Origin of the sequence: Sphingomonas pituitosa NBRC 102491 (genome assembly GCF_001598435.1) — a bacterium.
GTDB lineage: Bacteria > Pseudomonadota > Alphaproteobacteria > Sphingomonadales > Sphingomonadaceae > Sphingomonas > Sphingomonas pituitosa.
Genome location: NZ_BCYY01000030.1, coordinates 25,204 through 51,599 on the forward strand (window position 1 = coordinate 25,204; position 26,396 = coordinate 51,599).

25 protein-coding genes are annotated in these 26,396 nt (G+C 68.4%); 10 read left to right on the forward strand and 15 right to left on the reverse strand.

Annotated elements, in window-relative coordinates; all coding sequences use genetic code 11:
- The first annotated feature begins 216 nt into the window (after positions 1-216).
- On the forward strand, positions 217-1,461 hold the full coding sequence (gene hemA / locus SPI01S_RS19275; protein ID WP_066726586.1) for a 5-aminolevulinate synthase: 1,245 nt from the start codon (positions 217-219) through the stop codon (positions 1,459-1,461).
- Between the two features lie 6 nt (positions 1,462-1,467).
- On the opposite strand, the gene SPI01S_RS19280 is transcribed toward hemA, so the two are convergent.
- Genes SPI01S_RS19280 through SPI01S_RS19290 form a run of 3 tightly spaced genes read right to left on the reverse strand, consistent with a single transcriptional unit; the run spans position 1,468 to position 3,981 of the window.
- Entirely contained in the window at positions 1,468-2,031 is a 564-nt protein-coding gene (locus SPI01S_RS19280; protein WP_066726587.1) for a Uma2 family endonuclease, read from the reverse strand.
- A gap of 43 nt (positions 2,032-2,074) precedes the next feature.
- Positions 2,075-2,740 (reverse strand): class I SAM-dependent methyltransferase, encoded by a 666-nt coding sequence (locus tag SPI01S_RS19285; protein WP_066726589.1) that lies wholly within the window; start codon positions 2,738-2,740, stop codon positions 2,075-2,077.
- On the reverse strand, positions 2,737-3,981 hold the full coding sequence (locus tag SPI01S_RS19290) for a BtaA family protein (RefSeq protein ID WP_066726591.1): 1,245 nt from the start codon (positions 3,979-3,981) through the stop codon (positions 2,737-2,739). Before SPI01S_RS19290 ends, SPI01S_RS19285 begins: the two co-directional genes overlap by 4 nt.
- 236 nt (positions 3,982-4,217) lie before the next feature.
- Between SPI01S_RS19290 and msrB the strand changes: the two genes are divergently transcribed.
- A complete protein-coding gene (msrB, locus tag SPI01S_RS19295; protein WP_066726593.1) occupies positions 4,218-4,709 on the forward strand; it encodes a peptide-methionine (R)-S-oxide reductase MsrB in 492 nt (163 codons plus the stop codon).
- On the opposite strand, the gene SPI01S_RS19300 is transcribed toward msrB, so the two are convergent.
- On the reverse strand, positions 4,710-5,192 hold the full coding sequence (locus SPI01S_RS19300; protein ID WP_245653689.1) for a CHAP domain-containing protein: 483 nt from the start codon (positions 5,190-5,192) through the stop codon (positions 4,710-4,712).
- Between the two features lie 467 nt (positions 5,193-5,659).
- Here SPI01S_RS19300 and SPI01S_RS19305 point away from each other — a divergent pair, with 467 nt between their 5' ends.
- A complete protein-coding gene (locus tag SPI01S_RS19305) occupies positions 5,660-6,211 on the forward strand; it encodes a hypothetical protein (protein ID WP_066726594.1) in 552 nt (183 codons plus the stop codon).
- A 6-nt stretch (positions 6,212-6,217) separates the two neighbouring features.
- Here SPI01S_RS19305 and SPI01S_RS19310 read toward each other — a convergent pair whose 3' ends face one another.
- The 10 genes from SPI01S_RS19310 to SPI01S_RS19355 form a co-directional block, all read right to left on the reverse strand.
- Complete coding sequence (locus tag SPI01S_RS19310; RefSeq protein ID WP_084253611.1) at positions 6,218-6,949, reverse strand: extensin-like domain-containing protein; 732 nt, start codon at positions 6,947-6,949, stop codon at positions 6,218-6,220.
- A complete protein-coding gene (locus tag SPI01S_RS19315; RefSeq protein WP_066726596.1) occupies positions 6,946-7,680 on the reverse strand; it encodes an NUDIX hydrolase in 735 nt (244 codons plus the stop codon). Before SPI01S_RS19315 ends, SPI01S_RS19310 begins: the two co-directional genes overlap by 4 nt.
- Positions 7,681-7,710: 30 nt before the next feature.
- Entirely contained in the window at positions 7,711-8,763 is a 1,053-nt protein-coding gene (locus SPI01S_RS19320) for an SMP-30/gluconolactonase/LRE family protein (protein ID WP_066726598.1), read from the reverse strand.
- 13 nt (positions 8,764-8,776) lie between these two features.
- Positions 8,777-10,123, reverse strand: a complete 1,347-nt coding sequence (locus tag SPI01S_RS19325; RefSeq protein WP_245653691.1) for a GntT/GntP/DsdX family permease — start codon at positions 10,121-10,123, stop codon at positions 8,777-8,779.
- The gene (locus SPI01S_RS19330) at positions 10,120-12,354 is read right to left on the reverse strand and encodes a glycoside hydrolase family 3 N-terminal domain-containing protein (protein WP_066726601.1); all 2,235 of its coding nucleotides are present in this window, start codon (positions 12,352-12,354) and stop codon (positions 10,120-10,122) included. The genes SPI01S_RS19325 and SPI01S_RS19330 overlap by 4 nt, the downstream gene beginning before the upstream one ends.
- On the reverse strand, positions 12,351-13,448 hold the full coding sequence (locus SPI01S_RS19335) for a Gfo/Idh/MocA family protein (protein WP_066726603.1): 1,098 nt from the start codon (positions 13,446-13,448) through the stop codon (positions 12,351-12,353). Before SPI01S_RS19335 ends, SPI01S_RS19330 begins: the two co-directional genes overlap by 4 nt.
- A gap of 111 nt (positions 13,449-13,559) precedes the next feature.
- Positions 13,560-14,894 carry an ATP-binding protein gene (locus SPI01S_RS19340; protein ID WP_066726605.1) on the reverse strand — a complete coding sequence of 445 codons (1,335 nt, stop codon included), beginning with the start codon at positions 14,892-14,894 and terminating at the stop codon, positions 13,560-13,562.
- Positions 14,891-15,613, reverse strand: a complete 723-nt coding sequence (locus SPI01S_RS19345) for a response regulator (RefSeq protein ID WP_174539136.1) — start codon at positions 15,611-15,613, stop codon at positions 14,891-14,893. The genes SPI01S_RS19340 and SPI01S_RS19345 overlap by 4 nt, the downstream gene beginning before the upstream one ends.
- 68 nt (positions 15,614-15,681) lie before the next feature.
- Entirely contained in the window at positions 15,682-16,983 is a 1,302-nt protein-coding gene (locus SPI01S_RS19350) for a M28 family metallopeptidase (protein ID WP_066726607.1), read from the reverse strand.
- Between the two features lie 35 nt (positions 16,984-17,018).
- Positions 17,019-17,474 carry a universal stress protein gene (locus tag SPI01S_RS19355; protein WP_066726608.1) on the reverse strand — a complete coding sequence of 152 codons (456 nt, stop codon included), beginning with the start codon at positions 17,472-17,474 and terminating at the stop codon, positions 17,019-17,021.
- 129 nt (positions 17,475-17,603) lie between these two features.
- On the opposite strand from SPI01S_RS19355, the gene SPI01S_RS19360 reads away from it, so the two are divergent.
- From SPI01S_RS19360 to SPI01S_RS19385, 6 genes are all read left to right on the forward strand, one after another.
- Positions 17,604-18,896, forward strand: coding sequence for a pyruvate dehydrogenase complex dihydrolipoamide acetyltransferase (locus tag SPI01S_RS19360; RefSeq protein WP_066726610.1), 1,293 nt, complete (start codon positions 17,604-17,606; stop codon positions 18,894-18,896).
- Between the two features lie 13 nt (positions 18,897-18,909).
- Positions 18,910-19,137, forward strand: a complete 228-nt coding sequence (locus tag SPI01S_RS19365) for a hypothetical protein (RefSeq protein WP_066726612.1) — start codon at positions 18,910-18,912, stop codon at positions 19,135-19,137.
- Positions 19,130-19,525, forward strand: coding sequence for an acyl-CoA thioesterase (locus SPI01S_RS19370; protein ID WP_066726614.1), 396 nt, complete (start codon positions 19,130-19,132; stop codon positions 19,523-19,525). Before SPI01S_RS19365 ends, SPI01S_RS19370 begins: the two co-directional genes overlap by 8 nt.
- 102 nt (positions 19,526-19,627) lie before the next feature.
- A complete protein-coding gene (gene lpdA, locus SPI01S_RS19375) occupies positions 19,628-21,025 on the forward strand; it encodes a dihydrolipoyl dehydrogenase (RefSeq protein ID WP_066726616.1) in 1,398 nt (465 codons plus the stop codon).
- A 157-nt stretch (positions 21,026-21,182) separates the two neighbouring features.
- A complete protein-coding gene (locus SPI01S_RS19380) occupies positions 21,183-22,658 on the forward strand; it encodes a hypothetical protein (protein WP_066726618.1) in 1,476 nt (491 codons plus the stop codon).
- A gap of 67 nt (positions 22,659-22,725) precedes the next feature.
- The gene (locus SPI01S_RS19385; protein WP_066726620.1) at positions 22,726-24,306 is read left to right on the forward strand and encodes an alpha-N-arabinofuranosidase; all 1,581 of its coding nucleotides are present in this window, start codon (positions 22,726-22,728) and stop codon (positions 24,304-24,306) included.
- Positions 24,307-24,408: 102 nt separating this feature from the next.
- On the opposite strand, the gene araD1 is transcribed toward SPI01S_RS19385, so the two are convergent.
- Positions 24,409-25,404: an AraD1 family protein gene (gene araD1, locus SPI01S_RS19390; protein WP_066726622.1), complete on the reverse strand. Its 996-nt coding sequence runs from the start codon at positions 25,402-25,404 to the stop codon at positions 24,409-24,411.
- A gap of 124 nt (positions 25,405-25,528) precedes the next feature.
- On the opposite strand from araD1, the gene SPI01S_RS19395 reads away from it, so the two are divergent.
- On the forward strand, positions 25,529-26,287 hold the full coding sequence (locus tag SPI01S_RS19395; RefSeq protein ID WP_066726631.1) for a FadR/GntR family transcriptional regulator: 759 nt from the start codon (positions 25,529-25,531) through the stop codon (positions 26,285-26,287).
- Positions 26,288-26,396 lie beyond the last annotated feature (109 nt).

Below are 26,396 nucleotides of genomic sequence, written 5' to 3' on the forward strand. Positions count from 1 at the left end.
GATATTTACCACAACCAGCGATGCAGTTCGCTGATCTTGCGCAATCCTCGATCAGTACGGTGAAGATTCTTCATGAGCGCCGCCGCTGCTTCCCGGGCGCCACCACCCTATGTTTCAGGTGCAGATCCCGCCCGCCGTGCACCCGAATCCGCGTGGGGCATATACGGTGGTTCACGTGCTGGAATTGCGGGAAAGTTAGGCGTAGAGAACCAATCCATGCAGCGCCAAGACGCATCCGCACCCGCGATCGACTATACGCGGGTCTTCACCCAGGCCATCGACCGCCTCCATGCCGAGGGGCGTTACCGGGTCTTCATCGACATCCTGCGCAACAAGGGGATGTTCCCCAATGCGCGCTGCTTCGCCGGGCATAACGGGCCGAAGCCGATCACGGTGTGGTGCTCGAACGACTATCTCGCGATGGGCCAGCACCCCAAGGTGATCGAGGCGATGGAAGAGGCGCTGCACGATGTCGGCGCCGGCTCCGGCGGCACCCGCAACATCGGCGGCAACACCCATTATCACGTCGATCTCGAGCGCGAGCTGGCCGATCTGCACGGCAAGGAAAACGCGCTGCTGTTCACCTCGGGCTATGTCTCGAACGAGGCGACGCTGGCGACGCTCGCCAAGGTGATGCCGGGCTGCATCATCTATTCGGACGAGCTCAACCACGCCTCGATGATCGCGGGCATCCGCAATTCGGGCTGCGAAAAGCGGGTGTGGCGCCACAACGACGTCGCCCATCTCGAGGAACTGCTCGCCGCCGACGATCCCGCGGCGCCGAAGCTGATCGCGTTCGAGAGCGTCTATTCGATGGACGCCGACATCGCCCCGATCGCCGAGATCTGCGATCTGGCGGACAAGTACAATGCGCTCACCTATCTCGACGAGGTCCATGCCGTCGGCATGTACGGCCCGCGCGGCGGCGGCATTTCGGATCGCGAAGGCCTTGCCGATCGCCTGACGATCATCGAGGGCACGCTGGGCAAGGCGTTCGGCGTGATGGGCGGCTATATCGCCGCCGACCAGGTGATCATCGACGTGATCCGCAGCTATGCGCCGGGCTTCATCTTCACCACCTCGCTGTCGCCGGTGCTGGTCGCCGGCGCGCTGGCGAGCGTGCGGCACCTCAAGGCATCGAGCATCGAGCGCGACGGCCAGCAGGCCGCCGCCGCGACGCTCAAGCAGTTGATGGCCGATGCCGGGCTGCCGGTGCTGCCGTCGACCACCCACATCGTGCCGCTGATGGTCGGCGATCCGGTGAAGGCCAAGAAGATCAGCGACGTGCTGCTCGCCGAATACGGCGTCTACGTCCAGCCGATCAACTACCCCACCGTCCCGCGCGGCACCGAGCGACTGCGCTTCACCCCCGGCCCCGCGCATGACGAAGCGATGATGCGCGAGCTGGTGGATGCGCTGGTCGAGATCTGGGGCCGGCTGGAGCTGCGGCTGGCGGCGTGAGCGCCGTCAGTCGAGGGTAATCTGGCCGCCGAGGCCGGGCACGTCCATCGGCCGGCCGAACGGGACAATGACGGCCTCGCCATACGAGCTACCGCTTGCGTCCAACACGAAGCAGTGGGTGACCTGGGCGACGATGTCGACCACCCAGTAGGCCGGAACACCCGCCCTTCCATATTCTTCGCGCTTCTCGCCGAGGTCGCGCTTCTGCGTCGTCTCCGCGACTTCGATGGCGAAGAGCACCTCCTCGCCCCGCAACGTCTTCTGCGGCACCGCGCCGGGACGCAGGATGGCGATATCGAAAGCACGTACTGTGTGCGCGTCGATGCGGATGACGACATCGGTGCCAGCCTTTGCCCCCGCCGCTTGCACCAACGGAAACAGCAATCCGATCAGGCGCGCGTTGAGTTCGCCATGCGACCAGTCGGCCGGCATCATCTTTTCGATTCCCCCCCGGACCAGCTCGGCCCGCATGCCATCGAACGCCCCCAGTTCGAGCATGTGGAGGAAATCGTCCGCCGTAAACGGCGACGCCCACTCCTTGTTGGACGCGAGACGGACCTGCTGGTTCATGCCACGCAGTGTAGCACGGCAGGCACTCCCGAAGCGATACCGCTCAGGCCTGCCGCGTGAGCCCCGCGCTCCACGTATAGCCGCGCAGAGACGAGCGGAACTCGGCCGTCATTCCCAGCTCGGCGGCGACCGACTCCACCACCGCGCGCAGATCGGCGCGGGGATAGACGTGGAAGGCGTTGAGTTCCTTGAAGTGGAAGCGCTTGGCGAAGCCCGGCAGCCGCTCATATTGCCCGAAATCGACGATGTGCAGGCTGCCGCCCGGCGCCAGCGCCCTGGCGCCCAGCGTAATCGCTTCCTTCCAGGGCGGGATCATCGACAGCGTGTAGCTCATGAACACGCGGTCGACCTGTTCGAGACCGAACAGCGCGTGCACGTCGAACGCCCCGGCATCGCCCTGCGCCAGCGTGATCTTGCTCGATAGCCCGTGCTTCGCCACCGACTTCCGCGCGGTGTCGAGCATCGCCTCGCTGATGTCGAAGCCGTGGAAGCGCGCATTGGGCCAGCGCTTGGCCGCGACGATCAGGTTGCGCGCGGTGCCGCAGCCGACCTCGAGCACCGTACCGCCGGGCGGCGGCGCGAGCTCGCGGATCAGCCGGTCGCGGCCGAGCAGATAGAATTTGCGCGTGAGATCGTAGAAGTGGCGATGGAGCGCGTAGGTCGCGTCCATCAGCCCCTTCTGGTCGCCCGTCCCGGCATGCCCGCTCATGCGTGCGGCTTCAGCGTCCAGACGTGCGTCGCGCCGTACACCGACGAACGGTCGCGCCGCGTCCAGTCGTCGAGCTTGGCCTGGTCCTCATATTGCCACTGGTTCATCAGCTCGTCGGGGATATGGCCGCGGACCACGTCCGGCACGGCGGCGGTGCGGTAGAGCACGCGCGCGCCGGGCTTGGCGGTGCGAGTGATCTCGGTCCAGATGCGGGTCAGCTGCTCGTCGGTCATCCAGTCCTGCGCATCGAGCAGGATGTAGCGATCGAGCGACTGGGCCGGCATCGATTCGAGATAGTCGGCATAGTTGGTGTGGCGGATCTCGACGCGGTCGGCGCGGTCGCGCACCGCCTCGTAATGCTTGCGCTCGAGATAGGGCGGCAGCGGCGCGCCCTCATGCTCGCCATAGCCGCGGCCGAACGCCTGCCAGGCGTAGAAATTGTCCTTCAGGTCGAAATCGCAGGCGAGCTTGCGCAGGCGGCTGCGCAGCGCGCCGGTGATGCCTTCCTGGTCGTCCACCTTGAGCAGGTCGTACTGCGCGGGCGGGATGCCGAAGCCGAACAGGGCGGCCGGCTGGTCGACCATCCAGCGCAGCAGCTTCTTGTCGAAGAACGGCGCGAAGCGCGTCTCGAAGATGTGGCGCTGCTCCTCGATGGTCTTCGCCGCCAGGATTTCCTTGGGATCGATGCCGTAGCGGTGCCCCAGCCAGTGGACGAAGCCGATCAGCCGGCCGAGCAGACCTTGGCGGTAGAAGCCGGTCTTGAAGCCGTTGATCCGGCGCACGCCGTTCGGCGCACGGCCTTCCCAATAGGCGCGCGACGTGTCGTCCAGATGCGGGCGCAGATAGGTCTTGTACGCGTCGATATTCTCCGGCCGGTTGGCGAGGCCGAAGAAACGGTGGAACGCGGCATAGTCGGGCAGGCGCAGCGCCGCCTGCTGCTTGAGCCGGTTGAGCGCGATGTGTGCCGGGTTGAGGTCCACCGCGGTGATCTTCGCGGGGTTCGCCGTCAGGTACGAGAAGACGTTGCAGCCGCCCGACGCGATGGTGACGATGTGGCTGTCCGGCGTGATTTGCAGCGCTTCCATGTCGATCACCGGATCTTCCCAGATCTGGGCATAGACCAGTCCTCGGAAGGCGAAGGTGAAGGCGCGTTCGAGAATGCCCTCCTTCGAAAGATGCTCATGGCGGTGCACCGCACCCCGAACCGCATCGTTCTTCGGCGACTTGGCGATAGATGGCATTCGAACGACTCCCGGCGAACCAGCCCGTCCGACGTCCCGCCGAACAAGCTCCCCACCCCCCTGTGACAAAAGCTTTGCAGCCTTGTGACACTGGCCCCGGGAAATCAATCCTTGACCCGGCATGTGGCGGCAGGCCGGCCTCCGGCGCGCCGCCGCCGAGAAAAGGGCGGGACGCCGCAACCTTTCGGGACGCGCATCCGAACCTATATCGACGCCATTCCGCAGAGAGGTTCGCCATGCCGATCAATCGCCGCCAGTTCCTTGCCACTGCCGCAGCCACCGGCGCGGCGCTGCCGCTGCTCGCGTGCGGCAATGCGCCCGCCGCGCCGCTGCCGGATTTTCCGTTCAAGCGGACCGACGCGGAATGGAAGAAGCAGCTGAGCCCGGCTGCCTATAACGTGCTGCGGAACGGCGGCACCGAATATCCCTTCACCAGCCCGCTCAACAAGGAGCATCGCTCGGGCGTGTTCGGTTGCGCCGGCTGCGCGCTGCCGCTGTTCGCCTCCGCCACCAAGTTCGACAGCGGCACCGGCTGGCCGAGCTTCTATGCGCCGCTGGCGAATGCGGTGGTCACGCGCAGCGATCGCAGCCTGGGGATGGAGCGGACCGAAGTACGTTGCCGCCGCTGCGGCGGGCACCTCGGCCATGTCTTCGACGACGGGCCGAAGCCGACGGGCAAGCGCTACTGCATGAACGGGGTGGCGCTGCGCTTCACGCCGAGGGCCTGATCAGTTCGACGCGACCTGGGTCAGCGCCGGCAGGCTGAGCGAGGCGATCTGGACATTCGCCCAGTCGTTCGCCGGCGTCGAACCCGGATAGATGAAACCGTTGACCGGATAGGCCGATACGCCGAGGCCGCCGGTGCGGCCGTACCACACGCGGACTTCGCTCCAGTCGCCATTGGGCGAAACGTCGACGGCGCGGACATCGCGCTCGACGGCGCCGGGGGTCGACCAGTTGGCGTGGGTGAGCAGCACTTCACGGGCGCTGACGACCTGCGACACCATCGCGACATGGCCCATCGGCATGCGGGCGGTGCGCTGGAACGACATCACCGCACCGACCTTGGGGGTCTCGCCGCGCTGGTACCGGCCGGCGGCCTGGTCCCACCAGGTCCAGGCGTTGCCGCGAAGCTCGACGCCCGAGGCCTGCCGCGCGAACGTGACGCACTGCCAGAAGGTGCCCTTCGCCTGAGCGGGAACGACAGTCATCAGGGCGCACGCCGCCATCAGCGCAAAACGCGCTGCGAAACGAGTGAACATCTTTGGACCCCCCGGTCAGGAAAGGAAGTGGTTGAGGGTTGCTAGCCAAACTATAGGACGCCCGTACAGCCCTGCGGTTCGCCGATCCGACGAACCGTTGGAATGGGCCGACGAGGCGCGCTGAACCGTTTCTGAACGCCGGGAACCATCCTCGCGCGCCATTTCGCCCCGCAATGTGCATCCAATTGCCCATGCTGGAAGGGCCGCGCTCCTCTACGGGAAAATACGGCACCAAATCAGACGCCTAAGGAAGATCCCTTAGCGTCATCCATTCGTCGCAAACCAATGTTGCGTCGCAGCACATTTTAGGTTCCAATGCTCGTGGGGATACGGAGGGGGTCATTAAGCTCTGCGTTAACCAGTGCGGAGCATGATCCCATCCCACGGGCCAAAAGGAACCGAGCGGGAGACGTACGATGGCTTCACGAGCAAAACCGGCCGAAGGCGCGATGACGCTGGCAGAAATGAAGGAATTCGCAGGCTTCGCCGCCGGCACCCAGCGCTATGTGCGCCGGTCGCTCGACGTGGGGCTGGAGCGCGACGATGCCCTGTCGCGCTGGTCGCGCGACGTCGTCGAGGCCGCCAGCATCCGTGCCCAGGCACGTATCTACGAGCGCCTCAAGGACGTTCGCGCGATGATGCCGAACGACAGCGATCTGGGCGGAATCGAACCGTTCATGGCGCCGCTGGTGACGCTTTCGGCGTTCGATCTCGGCCAGGGCCGGCTGACCACCTTCTCCGCCTATCGCTTCCTCTACGAGCGGCTGCTGGGCGCGGAAGTGCGGCCGTGGCTGCCGGCAGCCTTCTGCTCGGCGTCCGCGCTGCCGCACCTCCATCCGGACCTGCGCCGCAAGCTGCTTCAGTCGATCAGCGAAGCCGCGGCGACCGCCTCTGGCTGGTCGAACCGCCAGCCGAGCTTCTTCCCGCAATGGGTCGAGAAGATCGACACCAACGCGCTGCCGAACTGAGCTTGCTCAGCGGCAGGCCCGCCACCCCATCTCGCCGCGTGCAGCCTGGTCGAGATGGAGGTGGTCACGGTGGGCGGCGTTATAGTCGGGCGACAGTACCGTCGCGAACAGCCGGCACCCGCCGTCGCGCACCGCGCGCAGGAAGGCCGGCTTGTCCCCTTCCCCCTTCCAGTCGTTCAGCACGCTGATTCGCCGCCCGTCCGCCAGCACGAAGGCGGCAATGTCGACCGCGTTGGCTTTCGCGTGCTCGCTCCAGTCGCCGGTGGTGCGGCCGTACATGCGGCGGCACGAATAGGTGCCGAAATGCTCGATTCGCACGACGCGCATGCCGAAATGCTTTTGCGCTTCGGGCTGGAGGATATCCCATTCCCACAGCGCCAGCCCCGCCGCCACCGGGCAAGCCGTGCCGAGCGAGGCGGGACTGAACGCGATCGTCCGCGCGCCGCCCTCGGTGAAGCGCACCCCGTTGGCATAGCCGCATTCCCCCTGCCGCTGCACCGGCGCGAGTTTCTCGTAGCGCACACCCGCGCGGGTCAGCAGCGCGCGGCACTGGCCGTCGTCCGCCCCCAACCCGGCAAGCTTGCGGCCGGTGAACGCGCCGATCGGCTGCGACAGGTCGAGCGGGGTCCAGGGCACGTCCTGCGGGCGACTGCGCGTCCACATCAGCAGGAGCAGCGCGCCGCCCGCGATCAGCGCGAAGACGAACAGCACCCACACCGTCTGCTTCAGCGCCTTCACGCGCGCACCGCGCGGTCCATCCGCTCGGCGGTGACGGGGTAGCCGAGCCCTTCGGGGATGCAGAGCCAGTCGACGCCGCCGCGCGACTCGACAAACGGGGTGATCGGCTCGACCGGGAAGCTACGGGCATGGGCCATCGCCGATTCGAAACCGTCGAACAGCGCCAGCCGTTCCAGATTGCGGCGGGTGGGGTAGATGACCATCGCCTCGCCCCGGTCGGCCAGGTCGAGCGCCCCCTGCGCGGTGATCCAGCACAGCCGGACATTCTCGCTGCCGTCGACCTGCGGCGCAGCGCCCTCAGGCGCGCGGGCGAGGTAGAAGCGGGTGTCGAACACCCGGTGGGGCAGGCCATGAGGCAGCCAGCGGGCGAACGGCACCAGCGCGTTGAGATCAAGGCCCAGCCCCGACTCGATCAGCAGCTGCGCGAAGGGCCTGCCTGCGTGCAGCTCACCCCGCATCGCCGCCAGCGTCGCGGCATCGCAGTCGAGCCCCAGCGCAAGCCCCGCCTCTTCGATCGTCTCGCGGATCGCCGCGACTCGGGCGGCGGCATCGTCATGGCTGTCGGCGAGCAGATGGTCGCCCGGGTCGATCCGCCCGCCGGGAAACACCAGCGCCCCGCCCGCGAACGCCATCGCCCGCGAGCGCTCGACCATCAGCAGCTCCGGCGGCCCGCCGGCCACCTCGCGCATCACGATCACGGTGGCGGCGGGGATGGCTTCGGGGGTCGACATCGCCCCGGCTCTACGCCCGGCCTGCGCCGCTTACCAGCCGGAGGCGCGCAGGCGCAGGCGGAACACCTCGTCGCTGGAGGTGATGAACAGCGTCTTGCCGTCCTCGCCGAAGCAGCAGTTCGCCGCCTTCTTGCCGGTGGAGATCAGGCCCAGCCGGCGCCCGTCCGGCGCCACGACATGGATGCCGCCGGGGCCGCTGGCATAGAGATGCCCGCTCGCCGCCACCTTCATGCCGTCGGCATGGCCCTGGAGCCCCGCCGCGGTACCCGCGCGGTGATCGAGGAAGATCTTGCGGCCCGTCGCCAGCCCATCGTCCCCCAGACTATACGCCCAGGTGAACGGCGCGGCATCGTCCGAGACCGACACATAGAGCGTCCGCTGGTCCGGCGAGAGGCCGATGCCGTTCGGCCGGGTGAGCTTCGATTCGATCAGATGCACCGTGCCGTTGGTATCCAGCCGGTACACGCCGTTGAACGGCAGTTCCTTGAGCGGCGAGCTGTCCCCCTCGGTGAAGCCATAGGGCGGATCGGTGAAATAGATCGCGCCGTTCTTCGCCTGCACCAGATCGTTGCAGCTGTTGAACCGCTTGCCCTCGTACATGCCTGCAAGGATCGTCTTTTCCCTGGTCTCCAGATCGACCGCGGCGATCGCCCGCGTGCCGCTGTCCGCCATCAGCAGCTCGCCCTTGCGGCCCTGGATCATGCCGTTCGATCCCGCCTCGCGCACGCCCTTGGGGATCGGCCCGGCAAGGCCGGAGGGCACCAGGAACGGCTTGGTCTCCTTGCCGTCCCAGCGATAGGCGATGTTCGCCGGCACATCGGAAAACAGCAGATAGCTGCGATCGAACGCGCTCGCCCCGCCCGAGGCACCCCCGGTCACCGCGCCGTCGCGGATCCACACCGGCCCTTCGGCCCATTGGATGCCGCTGGCGATCACCTCGAGCGGCGATTCGACATCGAGCAGCGTGTCGAGTTCGGGATCGAGCCGGGTGATCGTCCCCGGCCCCGCCCCGCGCGCGATGCCCGGCAGCAGCGGCAATGCGGCGAGGCCGCCCAGCAGGGTGCGGCGGGTGGTGGCGAACATGGTCAGGATCCCCTCAGACGAACGGCCATAGCAGCAACGCCATGGCGAAACTGGTCAGTCCCGCGATGGTGGCACCGATGGTCCAGCTGCGAAAGGTCTGCGCTTCGGTGAGGCCGAGATATTGCTTCACCAGCCAGAAGCCGGTGTCGTTGACATGGGAGGCGATGGTCGCGCCCGATCCGATCGCGACGGTGACCAGCGCGATCCGGTCCGGCCCCAGCCCGGCCGCCCCGATCAGCGGCGCGGCAAGCCCGGCGGCGGTGACCATGGCGACGGTCGCCGAGCCCTGCGCCACCCGCACGAAGGCGGAGAGCAGGAAGGCGAAGACCGGGATCGAAACCTGCGCCGCCTCCACCGCCATCGTGATCTGCTTGCCCGCACCCGATTCGATCAGCACTTCCTTGTACGCCGCGCCCGCGCCGATGATCAGCACCATCAGCCCGGCGGGCTCCAGCGCGCGCGTGCTGATCTTCGAGAGCGCCTCAAACGGCGCACCCGCCACCAGCCGCAGCCAGGCCATCGCCCCGATCACCGCGATCACCAGCGCGGTGAAGGGGTGGCCGAGAAACACCAGCGTCGAGCGCGCCAGCCCCGGCACCATCGTCTCGCCCGCGACGGTGCCGATCAGGATCAGCGCCAGCGGCAGCAGCATCGCGGCGAGCGCGGGGGCGAAGCCCACCGCACCCGTCTGCGGCGCCCCCTCGTCGAGCATCGGCGGCGCGCCGATCGCGCCATAGCCGGGCGCACCATGCGCCAGCTTGGCGAACACCGGTCCGGCGAGGATCGCCGAGGGAATGCCGCAGATCAGGCCATAGAGCGCCATGCGGCCATAATCGGTGTGCAGCAGCTCGGCGACCGCCACCGGCCCCGGATGCGGCGGCAGCAGCGCGTGCATCGTCATCAGGCCGGCGAGCAGCGGCAGCGCGAAATAGGTGACGCGTCGCTCCGCCCGCACCGCCAGCGTGGTGAGCAAGGGCGCCAGGATGATGAAGGCGACGTCGAAGAACAGCGGCACGCCGACGACGATGCCGATCGCGGTGAGCGCCCAGGGGACGCGCTTTTCGCCGAACAGGTCGAGCAGCCGCCGTGCGATCGCCTGCACGCCGCCCGATGCCTCCAGCATCCCGCCCAGTACCGCGCCAAGCCCGATCACCACCGCGACGAAGCCGAGCGCCTCGCCGGTGCCCTTGCGGATCGCGGCGATCACCGCCAGCGGATCGTTGCCGAAGACGAGGCCGGTCGCCAGCGCCACCAGCAGCAGCGCGACGAAGGGCTGGAGCTTGAGGCGGAGCACCAGCAGGATCACCGCCGCGATGCTGCCGGCGACGATCGCCAGCGTGTGCCAGGGCTCGCCCATCATGCGATCTCCACCTTGGTGGGAAGCGAGGCGGCAGGCGCCTGCCCCTCCGCACCGGCGGTGATGCGGAACTTCGCCTCGCTCTTCAGGTCGGCCGACGAAGCACCCGCCATCAGCCGGATCTCGCCGGGCTCGACGATCCATGTGCCGTCACGCCAGAAAGCGAACTGCTCGGGGCTAAGGGTGAAGCGGACGGTGCGGCTTTGCCCCGGCTTCAGGGCCACGCGCGCGAACCCGCGCAGCTCCGCCACCGGCCGCGAGACCGTAGCGACGGGATCGTTGGCGTAGAGCTGCACCACCTCCTCCACCGCCATCGCGCCGCGATTGGTGACCTGCACCGATGCGGTGATCCGGCCACCGGGCACCAGCGTGTCGGCGCTCAGCGCCAGCGAGCCATAGGCGATCTCGCCATAGGTAAGGCCGTGGCCGAAGGCGAAGAGCGGGCCGATCTCGGTGTCATGATAGCGCGCGCTGTCCACCGCGAGGTCCGGATTGGCCGGGCGGCCGGTGGGCAGATGCGCATAGCTTTGCGGCGACTGGCCGGTCCTGCGCGGCATGCCGATCGGCAGGCGACCGGCGGGGGCGGCCTTGCCGGTGAGGATCTCGGCGATGGCGGGGCCGCTCTCGATGCCGAGCAGCCAGGTCTGCAGCACCGCGGGCACGCCGGTCAGCTCGCGTTCGAGCGCGAGCGGGCGGCCGCCCATCAGGATCGCGACGATGGGCTTACCGGTGGCTTTCAGCGCCTCCAGCAGCGCCGCCTGCGTGGGCGACAGGCCGATCTCGGCATAGCTGCGCGCCTCGCCGGTGCGGTCGAAATCCTCGCCGATCGCGACGAGCACGATGTCGGCCCGCTTCGCCGCCTCCACCGCCGCCGCGACATCGGTACCCGGCTGGTATTCCGCGCCCGCCAGCGCCGTCTTGAGCGTCACCGCATCGGCTGCCTGCCCCCGCGCGCGCCACGAACCGATCGCCGACGACGCATCGTCCGCCAGCGCGCCGATCAGCGCGAGCTTGGCCCCGGCCTTGAGCGGCAGCACCGCGCCCTCGTTGCGCAACAGCACCACCGAGCGTCGCGCAAGGTCGCGGGCCTCGGTTCGCCGCAGCGGCGCCTTGTCGCGCGCCGGGTCGCCGAAGCCATAGGGATCGTCGAACAGCCCGAGCCGTGCCTTGGCGGCGAGGATGCGGCCGACCGATTCGTCGATCAGCGGGACCAGCGTCGCATCGGCGGTCGCCGCCTCGGCGAGGTAGGTGGCGTAGCTGCCGCTCGCCATGTCCATGTCGACGCCGGCCTTGAGCGCCAGCACCGCGGCCTCGCGCGCATCGGCGGCGATGCCGTGGTTGACCAGCTCGCGGATCGCGTTCCAGTCGCTCACCACCAGCCCCTGATAGTTCCAGCGGGCGCGGAGGAAGCCGCGCACCAGATCGGCATTGGCGGTCATCGGCACGCCGTCGAGCGCGTTGAACGCGGTCATGAAGCTGCCCGCGCCGGCCCGCGCGGCGGCATGGAAGGGCGGCAGATAGACTTCGTTGAGCGTGCGCGGCCCCACCTCGGCGCTGTCATAGTCGCGCCCGCCCTCGGCCGCGCCATAGCCGACGAAATGCTTGGCGCACGCCATCATCCGCATGCCCTTGCCCAGGTCCGCGCCCTGGAAGCCGGCGACCTGCGCCTCGGCGATGCGGCTGCCCAGATAGGCGTCTTCGCCCGCACCCTCGACCACCCGGCCCCAGCGCGGATCGCGCGCGACGTCGACCATCGGCGTGAAGGTCCAGTGCAGCCCCGCTGCCCAGGCCTCTTCCGCCGCGATCCGCGCGGCCTGCTCGGCGACCTTCGGATCCCAGCTCGCCGCCAGCGCCAGCGGCACCGGCAGGATCGTGCGATAGCCATGGATCACGTCCATCGCGAACAGCAGCGGGATCTTGAGCCGCGATTCCTCCACTGCGACGCGCTGCAGGTCGCGCAGCGGCTCCGCGCCCGCGACATGGAGGAACGAGCCCATCTCGCCCTTGCGCACCCGGTCCAGCATCGCCGCATCGAGCTTCGAGTTGAGCGACTTCTGCCGCCCGCCGGCGATCTGGTTCATCTGCCCGACCTTTTCGGCGAGCGTCATCTGTCCGATCAGCGCCTGGATGCGGGCGCGGGTGTCGGCCCGCAGCGGCCGGGCGGCGCGGGCGAGCGGCGTCCAGGCGGAGGCGGCGAGCAGCGCGCCCGCCGTCAACACGTCGCGTCGCTTCATGCCAGTTTGATCGCGCGGTGTTCGCGGGCGGAGCGGTAGATCGCCTCGATCAGCCGCATGTCGCGCAGGCCCTCCTCGCCCGAGACGATCGGCTCACGGCCGTTCACCGCGCATTCGGCGAGGTGATCGAGCTGGCGGACGAACTGGTTCTTGGCCGGCTTGGGCAGCACCAGCTGCTCGCGCTTGCCGCCGATCCGGGTCCACATCTCCTGCCCCTCATAGTTGGTGGCCGGCTCCAGCTCCACCCAGCCCTTGTTGCCGGTGACGCGGTAATGGTTGTGGCCCGAGCTGTAGCTGGACACGCAATCGGCGATCAGCCCGCTGGGGAAGCGGAGCTGCCAGTCGATCCGGTCCTCCACCGTCTTGAAGCGCGGGTCGCTGCGATCGGTATGCTCCATCGCGCTGACCTCTACCGGCTCCTCACCGGCCAGATAGCGCGCGGCGTTGAGGCTGTAGATGCCGATGTCCATCAGCGATCCGCCACCCGACATCGGCTTGTCGAGCCGCCACTGGCCCGGCGACGCATAAAAGCCGTGCTCGGCGAAGATCAGCGTCGGCTTGCCGAGTACGCCGGACTGCACCGTCTCGATGGCCTTGAGGTTGTACGGCTCGAAATGGCAGCGATAGCCGATCATGAGCTTCTTAGCAGCCTTCTTCGCCGCGGCGATCATCGCCTGGCATTCGGCGACCGAGGTCGCCATCGGCTTCTCGCACAGCACGTGCTTGCCGGCCTGGGATGCGCGGATCGAATATTCGGCGTGCATGGCATTGGGCAGCACGACATAGACGAGGTCGATGTCCGGATTGTCGCGGATCCGGTCATAGGTGTCGTAGCTGTACCAATGCGTCCTGGGGATGCCGTATTGCGCGCCGTATTTCTCCAGCTTGGCGGGCGTGCCGCTCACCAGCGCCTTCAATTCGGCGAACTCGCAGTCCTTGAGGTTGGGGAGGATCTGCTGGGTGGCGTAATAGCCGAGGCCGACCACCGCATAGCCGAGCTTGCGCTTGGGCGCGGCCACCGCTGCCGACCCGCCCAGCGCACTGGCCACTACCCCGGCGCCGATCCCGCCGAGCACGTCGCGTCGCGTTCCCATGATCCCTCCTCCTCGCCCGCGTCGGCCTGCAGGTGCCGCGCGGCCGATAGCGGTATCAACAATGCGGGGGGCGAGCCAGTAGCTCAGGGTATTAGATCGAAGCGCCTGAAATCAAAGCGGAAGCCTGACGGCAGCACAGAGGCCGCCGCCGTCGCGCCGCTGCAGCGTGATGTCCCCGCCATGCGCCCGCGCCGTCGCCCGCGCGCTGGCAAGGCCAAGCCCCATGCCGCCGGTATAGCGGTTGCGCGAACGCTCGCCGCGGAAGAAGGGGTCGAACACGCGCTCCATGTCCTCGTCCGGGATGCCGGGCCCGCGATCGCGCACCGCGATCACCGCCTCATGCTCGCGCGCCTCCAGCACCACCTGCGCCCCGCCGGCATATTTCACCGCATTGCCCACCAGATTGGCGAGCATCGCCTTCAGCCCCACCGGGTCGGCCTCCACGACCAACGGCTCGCCTGCCTCCAGGCTGACGTCCGCGCCCCGATCAGCGGCATCGTCGACCACGGTCTCGGCCAGCGAGCGCAGGTCGAGCGGCCGGCGCACGCCGATGCGGCTGGTATCCCGCACATAGGCCATAACCGCCGAGATCATCGCCTGCATCTCGCGGATGTCGCCCTCGCACGCGCCGCGGATCGCCGGATCGGCATCCTCGATGCGCAGCCCCAGCCGCATCAGCGGGGTGCGCAGATCATGCGCCACCGCCGCGATCATCGTCGCGCGATCGTCGACATAGCGGTTCAGCCTGGCCTGCATGTCGTTGAAGGCGCGGGCTGCTTCGGCAATCTCGGCGGGCCCGTCGAGCTCGATCGGGGGTGCGCGGGGATCCCGGCCCAGCCGCTCGGCGGCGCGGGCAAAGGCGCCGATGGGGCGGGCGAAGCGCTGCGCCATCGCCCACGCGAATACCGCCGCCGCCAGCGCCGACAACACCAACCACATCACCACGAACACGCGCCAGGGCTCCAGCCCCGCGCCCGCCGTGACGGTCCGCCAGCTCCCATCCGCCATATGCAGCGAGGCTTCGAACCCGCCCGTGACGAGGACATCCTGCGCCGCTGCCGCGCTCGCGGGTGCGGGCGCGGGCGGCACCCCCGCCCGGTCATAGACCTGCGGGCGCTGCAGGAAGCCGACAGGGAAGCGCAGGATCACTTGCTCGCGCCGCACCTTCAACGCTGTCGCCAGCGCCACCTCGGTCCGTTCGGCGCGCGGATTCCAGGGCTGGCGTTGCACGGTATCGGCACGCCGGACCTCGAACCCCTCGGGGACGGCGGCGGGGTTGCGCATCGCCTGCGCGATCTGGCCGACGGTGTGGAGCTTGGGGTTCGGCGTCTGCACGGCGAACAGCAGCCCGAAATTGAGCAGCTGCACGACCACCACACAGGCGAGCATCCGCGCGTAGATGCGCAGGAACAGCGGCGATCGCGGTGCCGCCGTTCCCTTGCTCATGCGCGCGTTACGCGCGGGACGAACAGATAGCCTTCGTTGCGCACGGTGCGGATGATCTCGTCGGCGCCCGACCGCAGCTTGCGGCGCAGGCGGCTGACCTGCACGTCGATCGCGCGATCATAGGCGTCCGAATCCGGCCCGCGCGCCGCGGCGAGCAGCGCCTCGCGGGTCAACACGCGGCGCGGCCGTTCGATGAACACGCGCAGCACCGCGAACTCGCCGTCGGTCAGGCCGACCAGCACGCCTTCGGGATCGAACAGTTCGTGGCTGCCCAGGTCGATCCGCCAGCCCTCGAAGGTGTAGACGTCGCCTGCAGGCGGCGCCGCCGTGGTGCCGCGCTTGCGCAGCGCCGCACGCACCGTGGCCAGGATCTCGCGCGGGCTGCACGGCTTGGGCAGATAATGGCTGGCGCCGACCTCGAGGCCGAGGATCCGGTCCTGCTCCTCGCCCAGCGCGCTCAGCAGGATCACGTCGGGGCCGTCGGCGGTGGCGATGCGGCGGCAGGCGGAAAGCCCGTCCTCGCCCGGCATCATCACGTCGAGGATCACCACGTCGACGGGCATCTTCTCGAGGATCACGTCCATGTCGCGCGCGCTCGACGCCGTCTCGACGCGGTAGCCACGCGCGCCCAGGCTGTTGGCGAGGAGCAGGCGGATATCGCGGTCGTCATCGACGACCAGCAAGGTGGCGGGTTCGTCGGAAGCGGGGTGGGTTGCCATACTCAAACTCGACTCTTGTAGCATATCGCCCCCGATGGCGGCCCCTATGAACCGATGCAGCCGAAGGTTCAACGTTCGCGCACCGGCCGCGCGCCGAAGCTGACCAGGCTCTCCGCGCCGTCCGCAGCGATCGCCGCTACGCCGGCAAAGGTGTCGTCGACGATGATGCCCTTCAGCACGGTTTCGGTCTTGTCGCCCGCCACGTCGACATGGCGGGTCCAGCTGTCGCTATCGGCGGGACGCCAGTAGACGCGGTATTTCGCCGCACCGGCGACCGCCGGCCACTTCACCGTGGTGTCGGTGGCGAGCGCGCCGCTTAGGATCACCGGTTCCGGCGCGGCGGGGGCACTGGCGAGGCGGCGCAGCGTCGCCACGTTGAGCGCGGTCACCTTTGCGAGATAGGGGAAGTCCATGCGGTCGACCGTATCGCCATAGACCTTGCCGGCCTGCGTGCGCAGATCCTGGTGCTGCGCGTCGTAATTCTCCACGCCGACCGAGAAGCGCACCGCCGGATAGCCGAGCGTGAGGAAGGGCGTGTGATCGCCGCCGCGCCCGAACCGGTCCGGACGGCGCACCATCAGCACCTTGAGCCCCGCCGGGTTCGCCGCCGCGACGCCGCGGATCGCCTTGGCCAGCGCGCGGCTGGGGCCGTCGTCCTCACCGCCATCGGCACGGCGGGACTTCGCCTCGGGCAAGGTTTCGGAGTCGCGCGCGCCTTCGGAAAAGACTCGGACGCGGTCCACCACGCGCCGGCCGTCCTGGCCGATGGTGTTGCCGACGATGTCGTTGTTGAGCACCGCCGAAACCGTCCAGCCGCGCTCCTTCGCGGTCTCGGCCAGCAGCTGGCCGCCATACAGGCCCTGCTCCTCGCCCGAAAGCGCGGCATAGACGATGGTCGCCTTGAACTTGTGCTTCGAGAGGATCCGCGCCGACTCCAGTACCAGCGCGACGCCCGAGGCATCGTCGTTCGCGCCGGGCGCATCGGCGGTGGCGTTCATCACGTCGGTCACCCGGCTGTCGATATGGCCCATCACGATCACCACGCGGTTCGGCTCGCTGCCGCGCTGGATGCCGAGCACGTCGACGATCCGCACGCCGCTCGGCGCGCGCGGGCCCTTGAACACCCGCGCGATCTCGCTCGTCTCGATGCAGCCGCCGCAGGCGCTGCCGATCTTGGCCAGCTCCCCGCCGAACCAGCGCCGCGCTGCGCCGATGCCGCGCGTGGGATGGTCCGGATCGGAGAGTGTATGCCGCGTGCCGAAGCCGACCAGCTTCTCCACCGTCGCCTTCAGCCGCTGGGGATCAGGACGATCCTGCGCGGCGGCGGGGGTGGCGAGCAGGGCGAGCGGCAAAAGAGCAAGGATACGCATGGGCTTATGCTGACGCGCCCGGGCGCCCGGGTCAATCAGCTCAACCGGTCGATCGCGTCCATGTCGAGCGAGCCGGGGATGATCATCACCGGCACGGTAAGCTTGCCCGCGTCGGCGCCGGTGAAGTGGGCGACCAGCTTGCCGGGTGCGCCGCTGGGTGCCGCGCCCAGCACCAGCGCCGCGATGTCGCCATTCGCCGCAAGCATCTCGCGCACGACCTTCGCCCCATCGCCCTCGCGCACCGTGATCGAGGGCGTCAGGCCGGATTCGGTGAACAGCGTGCCCGCCGCGCGCATCACCAGCGCCTCGGCCCGTTCGCGCGCTTCCTCCTCGATCGTCGCCATCACGCCGCCCCACTGGACGAACTCGGCCGGGGGAATCAGCGCCAGGATTTCGACGTTGCCGCCCGTCTTGGTCGCCCGCCTGGCAGCGAAGCGCAGCGCGATTTCGGCCTCGGGCGAATCGTCGATCACCACCAGATAGGTGCGCATGGGGGCCTTCCTTGAAGTCCCGCTTTACGTGGACCGGCACGGGCCGCAGCGCAAGACCGGGGCTTGACCCTAGGGTTTACGGCGGCAAAGGAGAGGCCAGCCACCCCAGGACCAACGACGGGAACCTTCATGGGAATCGAAATCAAGATGCCGGCACTTTCTCCCACCATGGAGGAGGGCACGCTTGCCAAGTGGCTCGTCAAGGAAGGCGACACGGTGAAATCCGGCGACCTGCTTGCCGAGATCGAAACCGACAAGGCGACGATGGAATTCGAAGCGGTCGACGAAGGCGTGATCGGAAAGATCATGATCGCCGAAGGGACCGATAACGTAAAGGTCGGTACCGTGATCGCGGTGATGGCCGGCGAAGGCGAAGACGCATCGTCCGCCAGCGCCGCCCCCGCGCCGAGCCCGACCCCTGCGCCCGCTCCGGCACCGGCCGCCAGCGCGCCTGCGCCGACTCCGGCCCCTGCCCCGGCCGCACAGCCCGCCGCCGTGTCGGGTTCGCGCGTCAAGGCGAGCCCGCTCGCCCGCCGCATCGCCGCCGACAAGGGCGTCGACCTGGCAGCCGTGAGCGGCACCGGCCCGAACGGCCGCATCGTCAAGGCCGACGTCGAAGGCGCCAAGCCCGGTGCCGCACCGGTCGCAGCCGCCGCCGCGCCGACGCCGACCGCCGCCCCCACGGCCGCCCCGGCGCCTGCCGAGACCAAGGCCGTCTGGTTCGACGACTCGATCCCGCACGAGGAAGAGAAGCTCTCGAACATCCGCAAGACGATCGCGCGTCGCCTCACCGAGTCGAAGCAGACCGTCCCGCACATCTACCTCACCGTCGACATCCGCCTCGACGCGTTGCTCAAGCTCCGGGCTGAGCTCAACAAGGCGCTCGAAGCGCGCGGCGTGAAGCTGTCGGTCAACGATCTGCTGATCAAGGCGCTGGGCGTCGCGCTGGCGCGTACGCCGAAGTGCAACGTCACCTTCACCGGCGACAAGCTGATCAAGTACAGCCGCGCCGACGTGTCGGTCGCGGTGTCGACGCCGACCGGCCTGATCACCCCGATCATCAAGGATGCTGCGAACAAGGCGGTTTCCGCCATCGCGACCGAGATGAAGGACCTTGCCGCTCGCGCCCGCGAGGGCAAGCTGCAGCCGCACGAATATCAGGGCGGCACCGCCAGCCTGTCCAACATGGGCATGTACGGCATCAAGCAGTTCGAAGCGGTGATCAACCCGCCGCAGGGCATGATCATGGCGATCGGCGCGGGCGAGAAGCGCCCGTATATCGTCGACGACGCGCTCGGCGTGGCGACGGTGATGAGCGCCACGGGCAGCTTCGACCACCGCGCCATCGATGGTGCCGACGGGGCCGAGATGATGAAGATCTTCAAGGAACTCGTCGAAGCCCCGATGGGCATGATCGCCTGATCGGAGCCGGGCGGTGCGCGTGCTCATCGAGGTTCTCCACATCGTCGCGGGCTTGCTCGCGGCGATGGTGATCGCGTCGCTTGCCGCCTGGTCGTATCGCCGCGCCACCAACGACATCTGGCTGGTCGCCACTGTCGCCATGGTCGCGGTGGTGGTGATGGGCATCGGTCCGCTGCGGCGGGCCTATGCCGCGGACCGCGCCCGCCTGCACGGCAACGAGGAGGCTGCCCGCGATGATTGACCAACAGGGCGGCCCGCCCGATCGCCAGCCCGCGATCCGCGTGACGACGATGCCGGCGGATACCAATCCGTATGGCGACATCTTCGGCGGCTGGCTGATGAGCCAGATGGACATGGCCGCGGGGCTTTTCGCCTCGCGTTATTCGCGCGGCCGCGCGGTGACGGTGGCGGTGGAGGGGATGAAGTTCCACTCCCCCGTGGCCGTGGGCGACGAAGTCTCGGTCTATGCCGAACTGGTCAAGGTCGGCCGCACGTCGATGACGATCGAGATCCAGGCGTGGCGGCGCGGCCGGCACGTCGAGGAAAGCTGCCTCGTCACCCAGGCGCAGTTCGTGTTCGTCGCGGTGGACGAGCACAAGCGTCCGCGGCCGGTGGAACAGATCGTTTGATGCACCCGCGGAGCCACGGCGACCCATGCAATTCGCCGGCTCCGCATTATTTACTCCCCAGCCCTCCCCCGCCGACGGGAAGGGAGCAGAAGGAAGCAAACCTTGGCTGAATCCTACGACGTCATCGTTCTCGGCTCGGGCCCCGGCGGCTATGTCGCGGCGATCCGGGCGGCCCAGCTGGGCCTGAAGACCGCCATTGTCGAGCGCGAACTGCTCGGCGGCATCTGCCTCAACTGGGGCTGCATCCCCACCAAGGCGCTGCTGCGCTCGGCGGAAATCTTCCACTATATGCAGCACGCCAAGGATTATGGCCTGATCGCCAACCAGATCAGCGCCGATCTGGATGCGGTGGTGAAGCGCTCGCGCGGCGTCGCCAAGCAGCTCAATCAGGGCGTCACGCACCTGATGAAGAAGAACAAGATCGCCGTGCACATGGGCACAGGCGTGCTCACCGCGAAGGGCAAGCTTACTGTCACCGCCGCGGACGGCAAGAAGACCGATCTCGAAGCGAAGAACATCATCGTCGCGACGGGCGCCCGCGCCCGCGACCTGCCCTTCGCCAAGGCCGACGGCAAGCGCATCTGGACCTATCGCCACGCGATGACGCCGACCGAGATGCCGACCAAGCTGCTGGTCATCGGCTCGGGCGCGATCGGCGTGGAGTTCGCCAGCTTCTACAACGACATGGGTTCCAAGGTGACGATCGTCGAGATGCTCGACCGGATCGTGCCGGTGGAAGACAAGGACATCTCCGCGCACCTGGAGAAGGCGTTCAAGAAGCAGGGGATGACGATCCTCACCCAGACCGGCGTCGACAAGCTCGACGTGACCGCGACCGGCGTGAAGGCGTCGATCAAGGACAAGGACGGCAAGGTCACCGTCGAAGAGTTCAGCCACGTCATCGTCGCGATCGGCATCGTGCCGAACACCGAGAATATCGGCCTCGAGACGCTGGGCGTGAAGACCGAGCGCGGCCATATCGTGACCGACGGCGCCTGCCGCACCAATGTCGACGGCCTGTGGGCGATCGGCGACGTCACCGCGCCGCCGTGGCTCGCGCACAAGGCCAGCCATGAGGGCGTGATCGCCGTCGAGGCGATCAACGGCGGCCACCCGCATGCGATGGACCCGCGCAACATCCCGGGCTGCACCTATTGCCACCCGCAGATCGCCAGCGTCGGCCTCACCGAAGCCAAGGCCAAGGAAGCCGGCTACGACGTGAAGGTCGGCAACTTCCCGTTCATCGGCAACGGCAAGGCGATCGCGCTCGGCGAGCCGGAAGGCTTCGTGAAGACGGTGTTCGACGCCAAGACCGGCGAGCTGCTCGGCGCGCACATGATCGGCGCCGAAGTGACCGAGATGATCCAGGGCTACACGATCGGCAAGACCGGCGAGCTGACCGAGGCCGAGCTGATGGAAACGGTGTTCCCGCACCCGACGATCAGCGAGACGATGCACGAATCCGTGCTCGGCGCCTATGGTCGCATGCTGCACATGTGATCTCCATCCGGCGGGGGAGCCCATTCCCCGCCCCACAACCTGCGGCGGATGCCGCGTGGCGGCAGGCGGATCGTTTCGCCTGCCGCTTTCCGTTGGGGCTCCGCTCGTCTAGACCGGCCTCCCTGCCCCTCCGGAGCCCACAGGTCGCCCCCGCCCGATGTCCAGAACCTCCTCGCGCTCGTCCTTCGGCAGCTCCCGGCGCGGTCGCGCGCTGCAGCGCAAGCCGATCGGCGCGCGGCGCAAGGCGGTCTCCGCGCTGATCGTCGCCGCCCTGCTGGCGGGCGTCACCCTTGCCTTCTTCTGGCCCGGCGTCGCCAGCTATGACAGCGTCGTCCAGTATCAGCAGGTGCTGAGCGGCCGCTTCGATGATTGGCACCCGCCGGCGATGGCGCGGCTATGGGCGGTGTTCCACGGCCTGGGATGGCGCGGACAAACGCCGATGTTCGTGCTGCAGCTTCTGCTCTACTGGGGCGGTCTCGCCCTCTTCGCGGGTGCGCTGGCGCGGCGCGGCCAGGCGATCGCGGCGCTGTTCGTGCTGCTGCTCGGCATCTGGCCGCCGATCCTCGGCTGGCAGATCGCCGTGCTGAAGGACGGGCAGATGACCGGCGCGCTGATGGCCGCGACCGGCATCGCAAGCTGGTGGCGGCTGGACGACCGGCGGCTGCCGCTCTGGGCCGCGGCGCTGGTGCTCGCACTGCTCGGCTATGCCACGCTGGTGCGGTTCAACGCCGCCTTCGCCACCGTGCCGCTCGCCTTCGGGCTGCTCGGCGGCTGGCGATGGGATCGCCCGCTGTTCCAGGCGGCGCTGGTGGTAGCGACGACAGCGGCCGTGATCGGCGTGCTCACGCCCGTCAACCAGCGCCTGCTCGGCGCCTCGCCGAGCGGAGTCGAGCGCTCGCTGCCGCTGTTCGATCTCGCCGGGATCGCGCACCACGCCGGGCCGGAAGCGGTACCGCAGGTGCCTGCGCGACTATGGCGCCGGGCAGAGGCGAAGGGGTGCCTCACCCCGATCCTGTGGGACCCGATCGGCGACGAGCAGGCCTGCGGCTACATCGTCGACACGCTGCAGCGCACGGCCCCCGGCAACCAGCTGCGCAGCGCCTGGCTGGAGGCGATCGCCACCCACCCGCTCGCTTATGCCACGCATCGGATCGCCCATTGGAACAGCGAGATGCGCCTGTGGATGCCGACGACCATGCCCGGCACCGGTCCGCTCGCGCGGTCCGAACCCAACCAGCTGGGCCTGCCCTCGCCGGGCAAGCGCATCAACAGCTTCCAGAAACTGGGCTATTCGCTGGCAAGCAGCCCTGCCGGCGCACCGATCCTGTGGCTGGCGATCGCGGTGGGCGTGCTGTTCTGCACCTGGCCCGCGCGCGACGGCGTGAACGGCGTGGCGATCACGCTCGCTCTATCGACGGTTCTGACGGAATGCGCGTTCGGGCTGGTCGGCGTCGCATCGGACTATCGCTACCATTGCTGGGGCATGCTGGCGGCGGGCCTCGCCGTGCTCGCCGCGACGGGCACGCGCACCGCGCCGCAGCGCGTGCTGACCGCCCTGCTGGGCGTAGCAGTCGTGGCGGCGGTGGTGACCGTCGCGCGGTGGACGCTGCCCCCGGCACTGCCGCCCCTCTGAACTCAACACTTTTGTCGGAGTAGAATTCATGGCATTGATCCGCTGAGAAAATCTCAGGGAGGATTCCATGCTTCGAAAGACACTGCTCGCGGGAGCGGCGCTGCTCTGCATGTCTGCACCGGCACTGGCGCAGACCGCACCCGTCGCCGTCACCGTAGACGCCGCCAAGCCGGGCACGACGATCGATCGCCGCATCTTCGGCCAGTTCGCCGAGCATCTGGGCAGCGGCATCTATGGCGGCATCTGGGTGGGCAAGGATTCGCCGATCCCGAACACGCGCGGCATCCGCAAGGACGTGGTCGCGGCACTGCGGGCGATCAAGGTGCCGGTGGTGCGCTGGCCGGGCGGCTGCTTCGCCGACGAATATCACTGGCGCGACGGCATCGGGCCGCAGAACCAGCGCAAGAGCAGCGTCAACACCAACTGGGGCGGCGCAGGCGAGCCCAACAGCTTCGGCACCGACGAGTTCATGGACTTTGCCGACCAGGTGGGGGCCGAGGCCTATGTCTCGGTCAATGTCGGCTCGGGCACGGTGCAGGAGGCGGCCGACTGGCTCGCCTATATGACCGCCGATCCCTCCACCACCGCCGGCAAGGAGCGCGCGGCCAACGGCCATGTCGCGCCCTACAAGGTGAAGTGGCTGGGCCTCGGCAACGAAAGCTGGGGCTGCGGCGGATCGATGCGGCCCGATGCCTATATCGATCTGATGAAGCGCTTCGCCCGCTTCACCCATAATCTCGATCCGAAGCAGGGCGAGAAGGGCCCGGAGCCGATGCAGCGCATCGCGGTCGGCCCGAACGACGCCGACACGACCTATACCGAAGCGGTGATGGCGGCGTGGAAGGGCCATGACTGGGCCTGGAACATCGAGGGCCTGTCGATGCACGCCTATACCACCGGCGGCTGGCCCCCCTCTTTCCCGAGCACCGGCTTCGACGAGACCGGCTATGCCAAGCTGGTGAAGGCGGCGCTGGCGATGGACGGGATGATCGCCAAGCATTCGGCGATCATGGACAAGTATGATCCCGAGAAGAAGGTCCCGCTGGCGATCGACGAATGGGGCGTGTGGCTGGCGCCGCTGCCGGGATCGAACCCGGGCTTCCTGTACCAGCAGAACTCGCTGCGGGACGCGATCATCGCCGCGTTGCACTTCAACATCTTCGCGCGCCATGCCGACCGGGTGAAGATGACCAATATCGCGCAGATGATCAACGTGCTCCAGGCGATGATCCTCACCGACAAGGAGAAGATGGTCCTTACCCCCACCTACCACGTGTTCCGGATGTACGTGCCGTTCCAGGATGCGCAGGCGGTGCCCGTCTCCTTCGATGCGGGGACCTACACCCAGGGCGACGTGACGATGCCGCGGGTCGACGCGATCGCGGCGCGGGGCAAGGACGGCAAGCTGTGGCTGGCGGTGACCAACCTCGATGCCGGCAAGCCGGCGCGGATCGACGTGAAGTTCGCCGGGCTGACGGCGAAGAGCGCCAAGGGCGAGGTGCTGACCGCGGCGAAGGTCGATGCGGTCAACAGCTTCGAGGCACCCAACGCGGTGGCGCCGAAGCCGATCAGCGGCAGCGTGGCCAAGGGCACCGTGACGCTGGAACTGCCGGCCAAATCGGTCGCGGTGGTCGAGATCGGCGGGTAATCAACTTCCCCGCAATGAACAGGGGGAGCGACGCGCACGGCGCTGCTCCCCCTACCCTATACAGTGCACGGTTGCCCTCCCTGTGCAGGGAGGGAGAAGACCTTACAGCGCCTTCACCGTCGTCAGCCCGGTATCTTCCTCCTGCGCCAGCGGGTTGCGCAGCGGCAGGGTGAACGGCGCGGCCTCGATCTCGAAGGTGTCGCCCACTTCCGTCTTCACGCCGTCGCTGAACGACAGCGTCGCGGTGCCGAAGAAGTGGACGTGCACGTCGCCCGGCTGGCGGAACAACTCGTATTTGAAGTGGTGATGCTCGAGATTGCCGAGCGTGTGCGACATGTTCGTCTCGCCGGAGAGGAACGGCTTTTCCCAGATCGTCGCCCCGTCGCGCACGATCCGGCTGGTGCCGCGCACGTCGCTCGGCGCCGCACCCACCAGCAGCTCCGGCCCGAGTGCTGCCTGGCGCAGCTTGGAATGCGCCAGCCACAGATAATTGTGCCGCTCGGTCACATGGTCGCTGAACTCGTTGGCGAGGCACAGGCCGATGCGCCACGGGGTGCCGTCCGGACCGATCAGATAGATGCCGGCCAGCTCGGGCTCCTCGCCGCCGTCCTGCGCGAAGCCGGGCATCTCCAGCGCGTCGCCGGGGCCGACGAGATGGTGGCCGTTGCCCTTGTAGAACCATTCGGGCTGCTGGCCGATCGCGCCTTCGCCCGGCTTGCCGCCCTCGACGCCTTCCAGGAACATCCGCATGGAATCGGTCTTGTGCTCGGCGGCGGCTGCGTCGCGGTGCATCTTGTCGCGCCCCTCGGCCGAGCCGAGATGGGTGAGGCCGGTGCCGGTCAGCACCAGATGCGCGCCGTCCGGATGATCGATCGGGGCGAGCAGCTGGCCCGCCGCCAGCGCCTCGGCCGGATCGACCGAACCCTCGCGCCCCGCCGCCGCGACCGCCTCGGCAAGCGACTGGCCCGCCTCGATCGCCTGCAGCGCCAGGCTGCGCACATCGGTGGCGCCGCGCACGAAGCTCGCTCCCGATTCGTCGGCCGCGATCACTCGCCGCACGCCATCGCTTCCCTTGAACTGCATCAGCCGCAACGCCATCGAACTGCTCCTCATCCTCAATTTAGTCGGACTTATTCCGGTACGGCACGAATGGCAATCGCACATCGTTTGCCCGAAGCCCCCGCTTCGCGCTACACGTCGAAAAATGCAGGAGAGCGAGCGGATGGCAGGGGACGATCAGGCGGAAGACGCGGACGAGGCAGGCGTGCAGCCGATCACCCGCACGCCGAAAGGGTCCGGCCGTCGTCTGCGCGGAGCAATTGCGCATTATCTCGGTACCCAGATCGTTTCCGGTACGATCGCGCCGGGCGAGAAGCTGACCGGCGAGGTCGCCAATGCCGAGGCGCTCGACGTGTCGCGCAGCGCCTATCGCGAGGCGGTGCAGGTGCTCACCGCCAAGGGGCTGGTGGAAAGCCGCCCCAAGGCCGGCACCCGGGTGCTGCCCCGTGCGCGCTGGAACATGCTCGATCCGCAGGTGCTCGCCTGGGCGTTTTCGGGCGAGCCCGATACCGATTTCGTCCGCGACCTGTTCGAGCTGCGCGCGGTGGTGGAGCCTGCCGCAGCCCGTCTCGCCGCCGAGCGCCGCGACCGGGACGATGTGAAGAAGATGCGCGACGCGCTCACCAAGATGCGCCGCCATACGCTGGCGACCGAGGCCGGCCGCTCGGCGGACCGCGATTTCCACGATGCGCTGCTGGAAGCCACGCACAACAATGCGCTGGTGGCGCTGAGCGCCAGCATCGGCGCGGCGGTAAGCTGGACGACCAAGTACAAGCAGCGCGCCCGCGCCCTGCCGCGCGATCCGGTGCCCGATCACATCAAGGTGTTCGACGCGATCGCCGCCGGCGATGCCGATGCGGCCGCCGCGGCGATGCGCACGCTGGTCGACCTCGCGCTGGAAGATACCCGCCTCTCGATGTGAAAAGCGTTTCCTCTCTCGGAGCACAGCTCCGGGGGAGGGGGACCGCGCCGCGCCCGCGGCGTGGTGGAGGGGGCATCCCGCGCACGAAAAAGGGCGCCGCTCGCGGCGA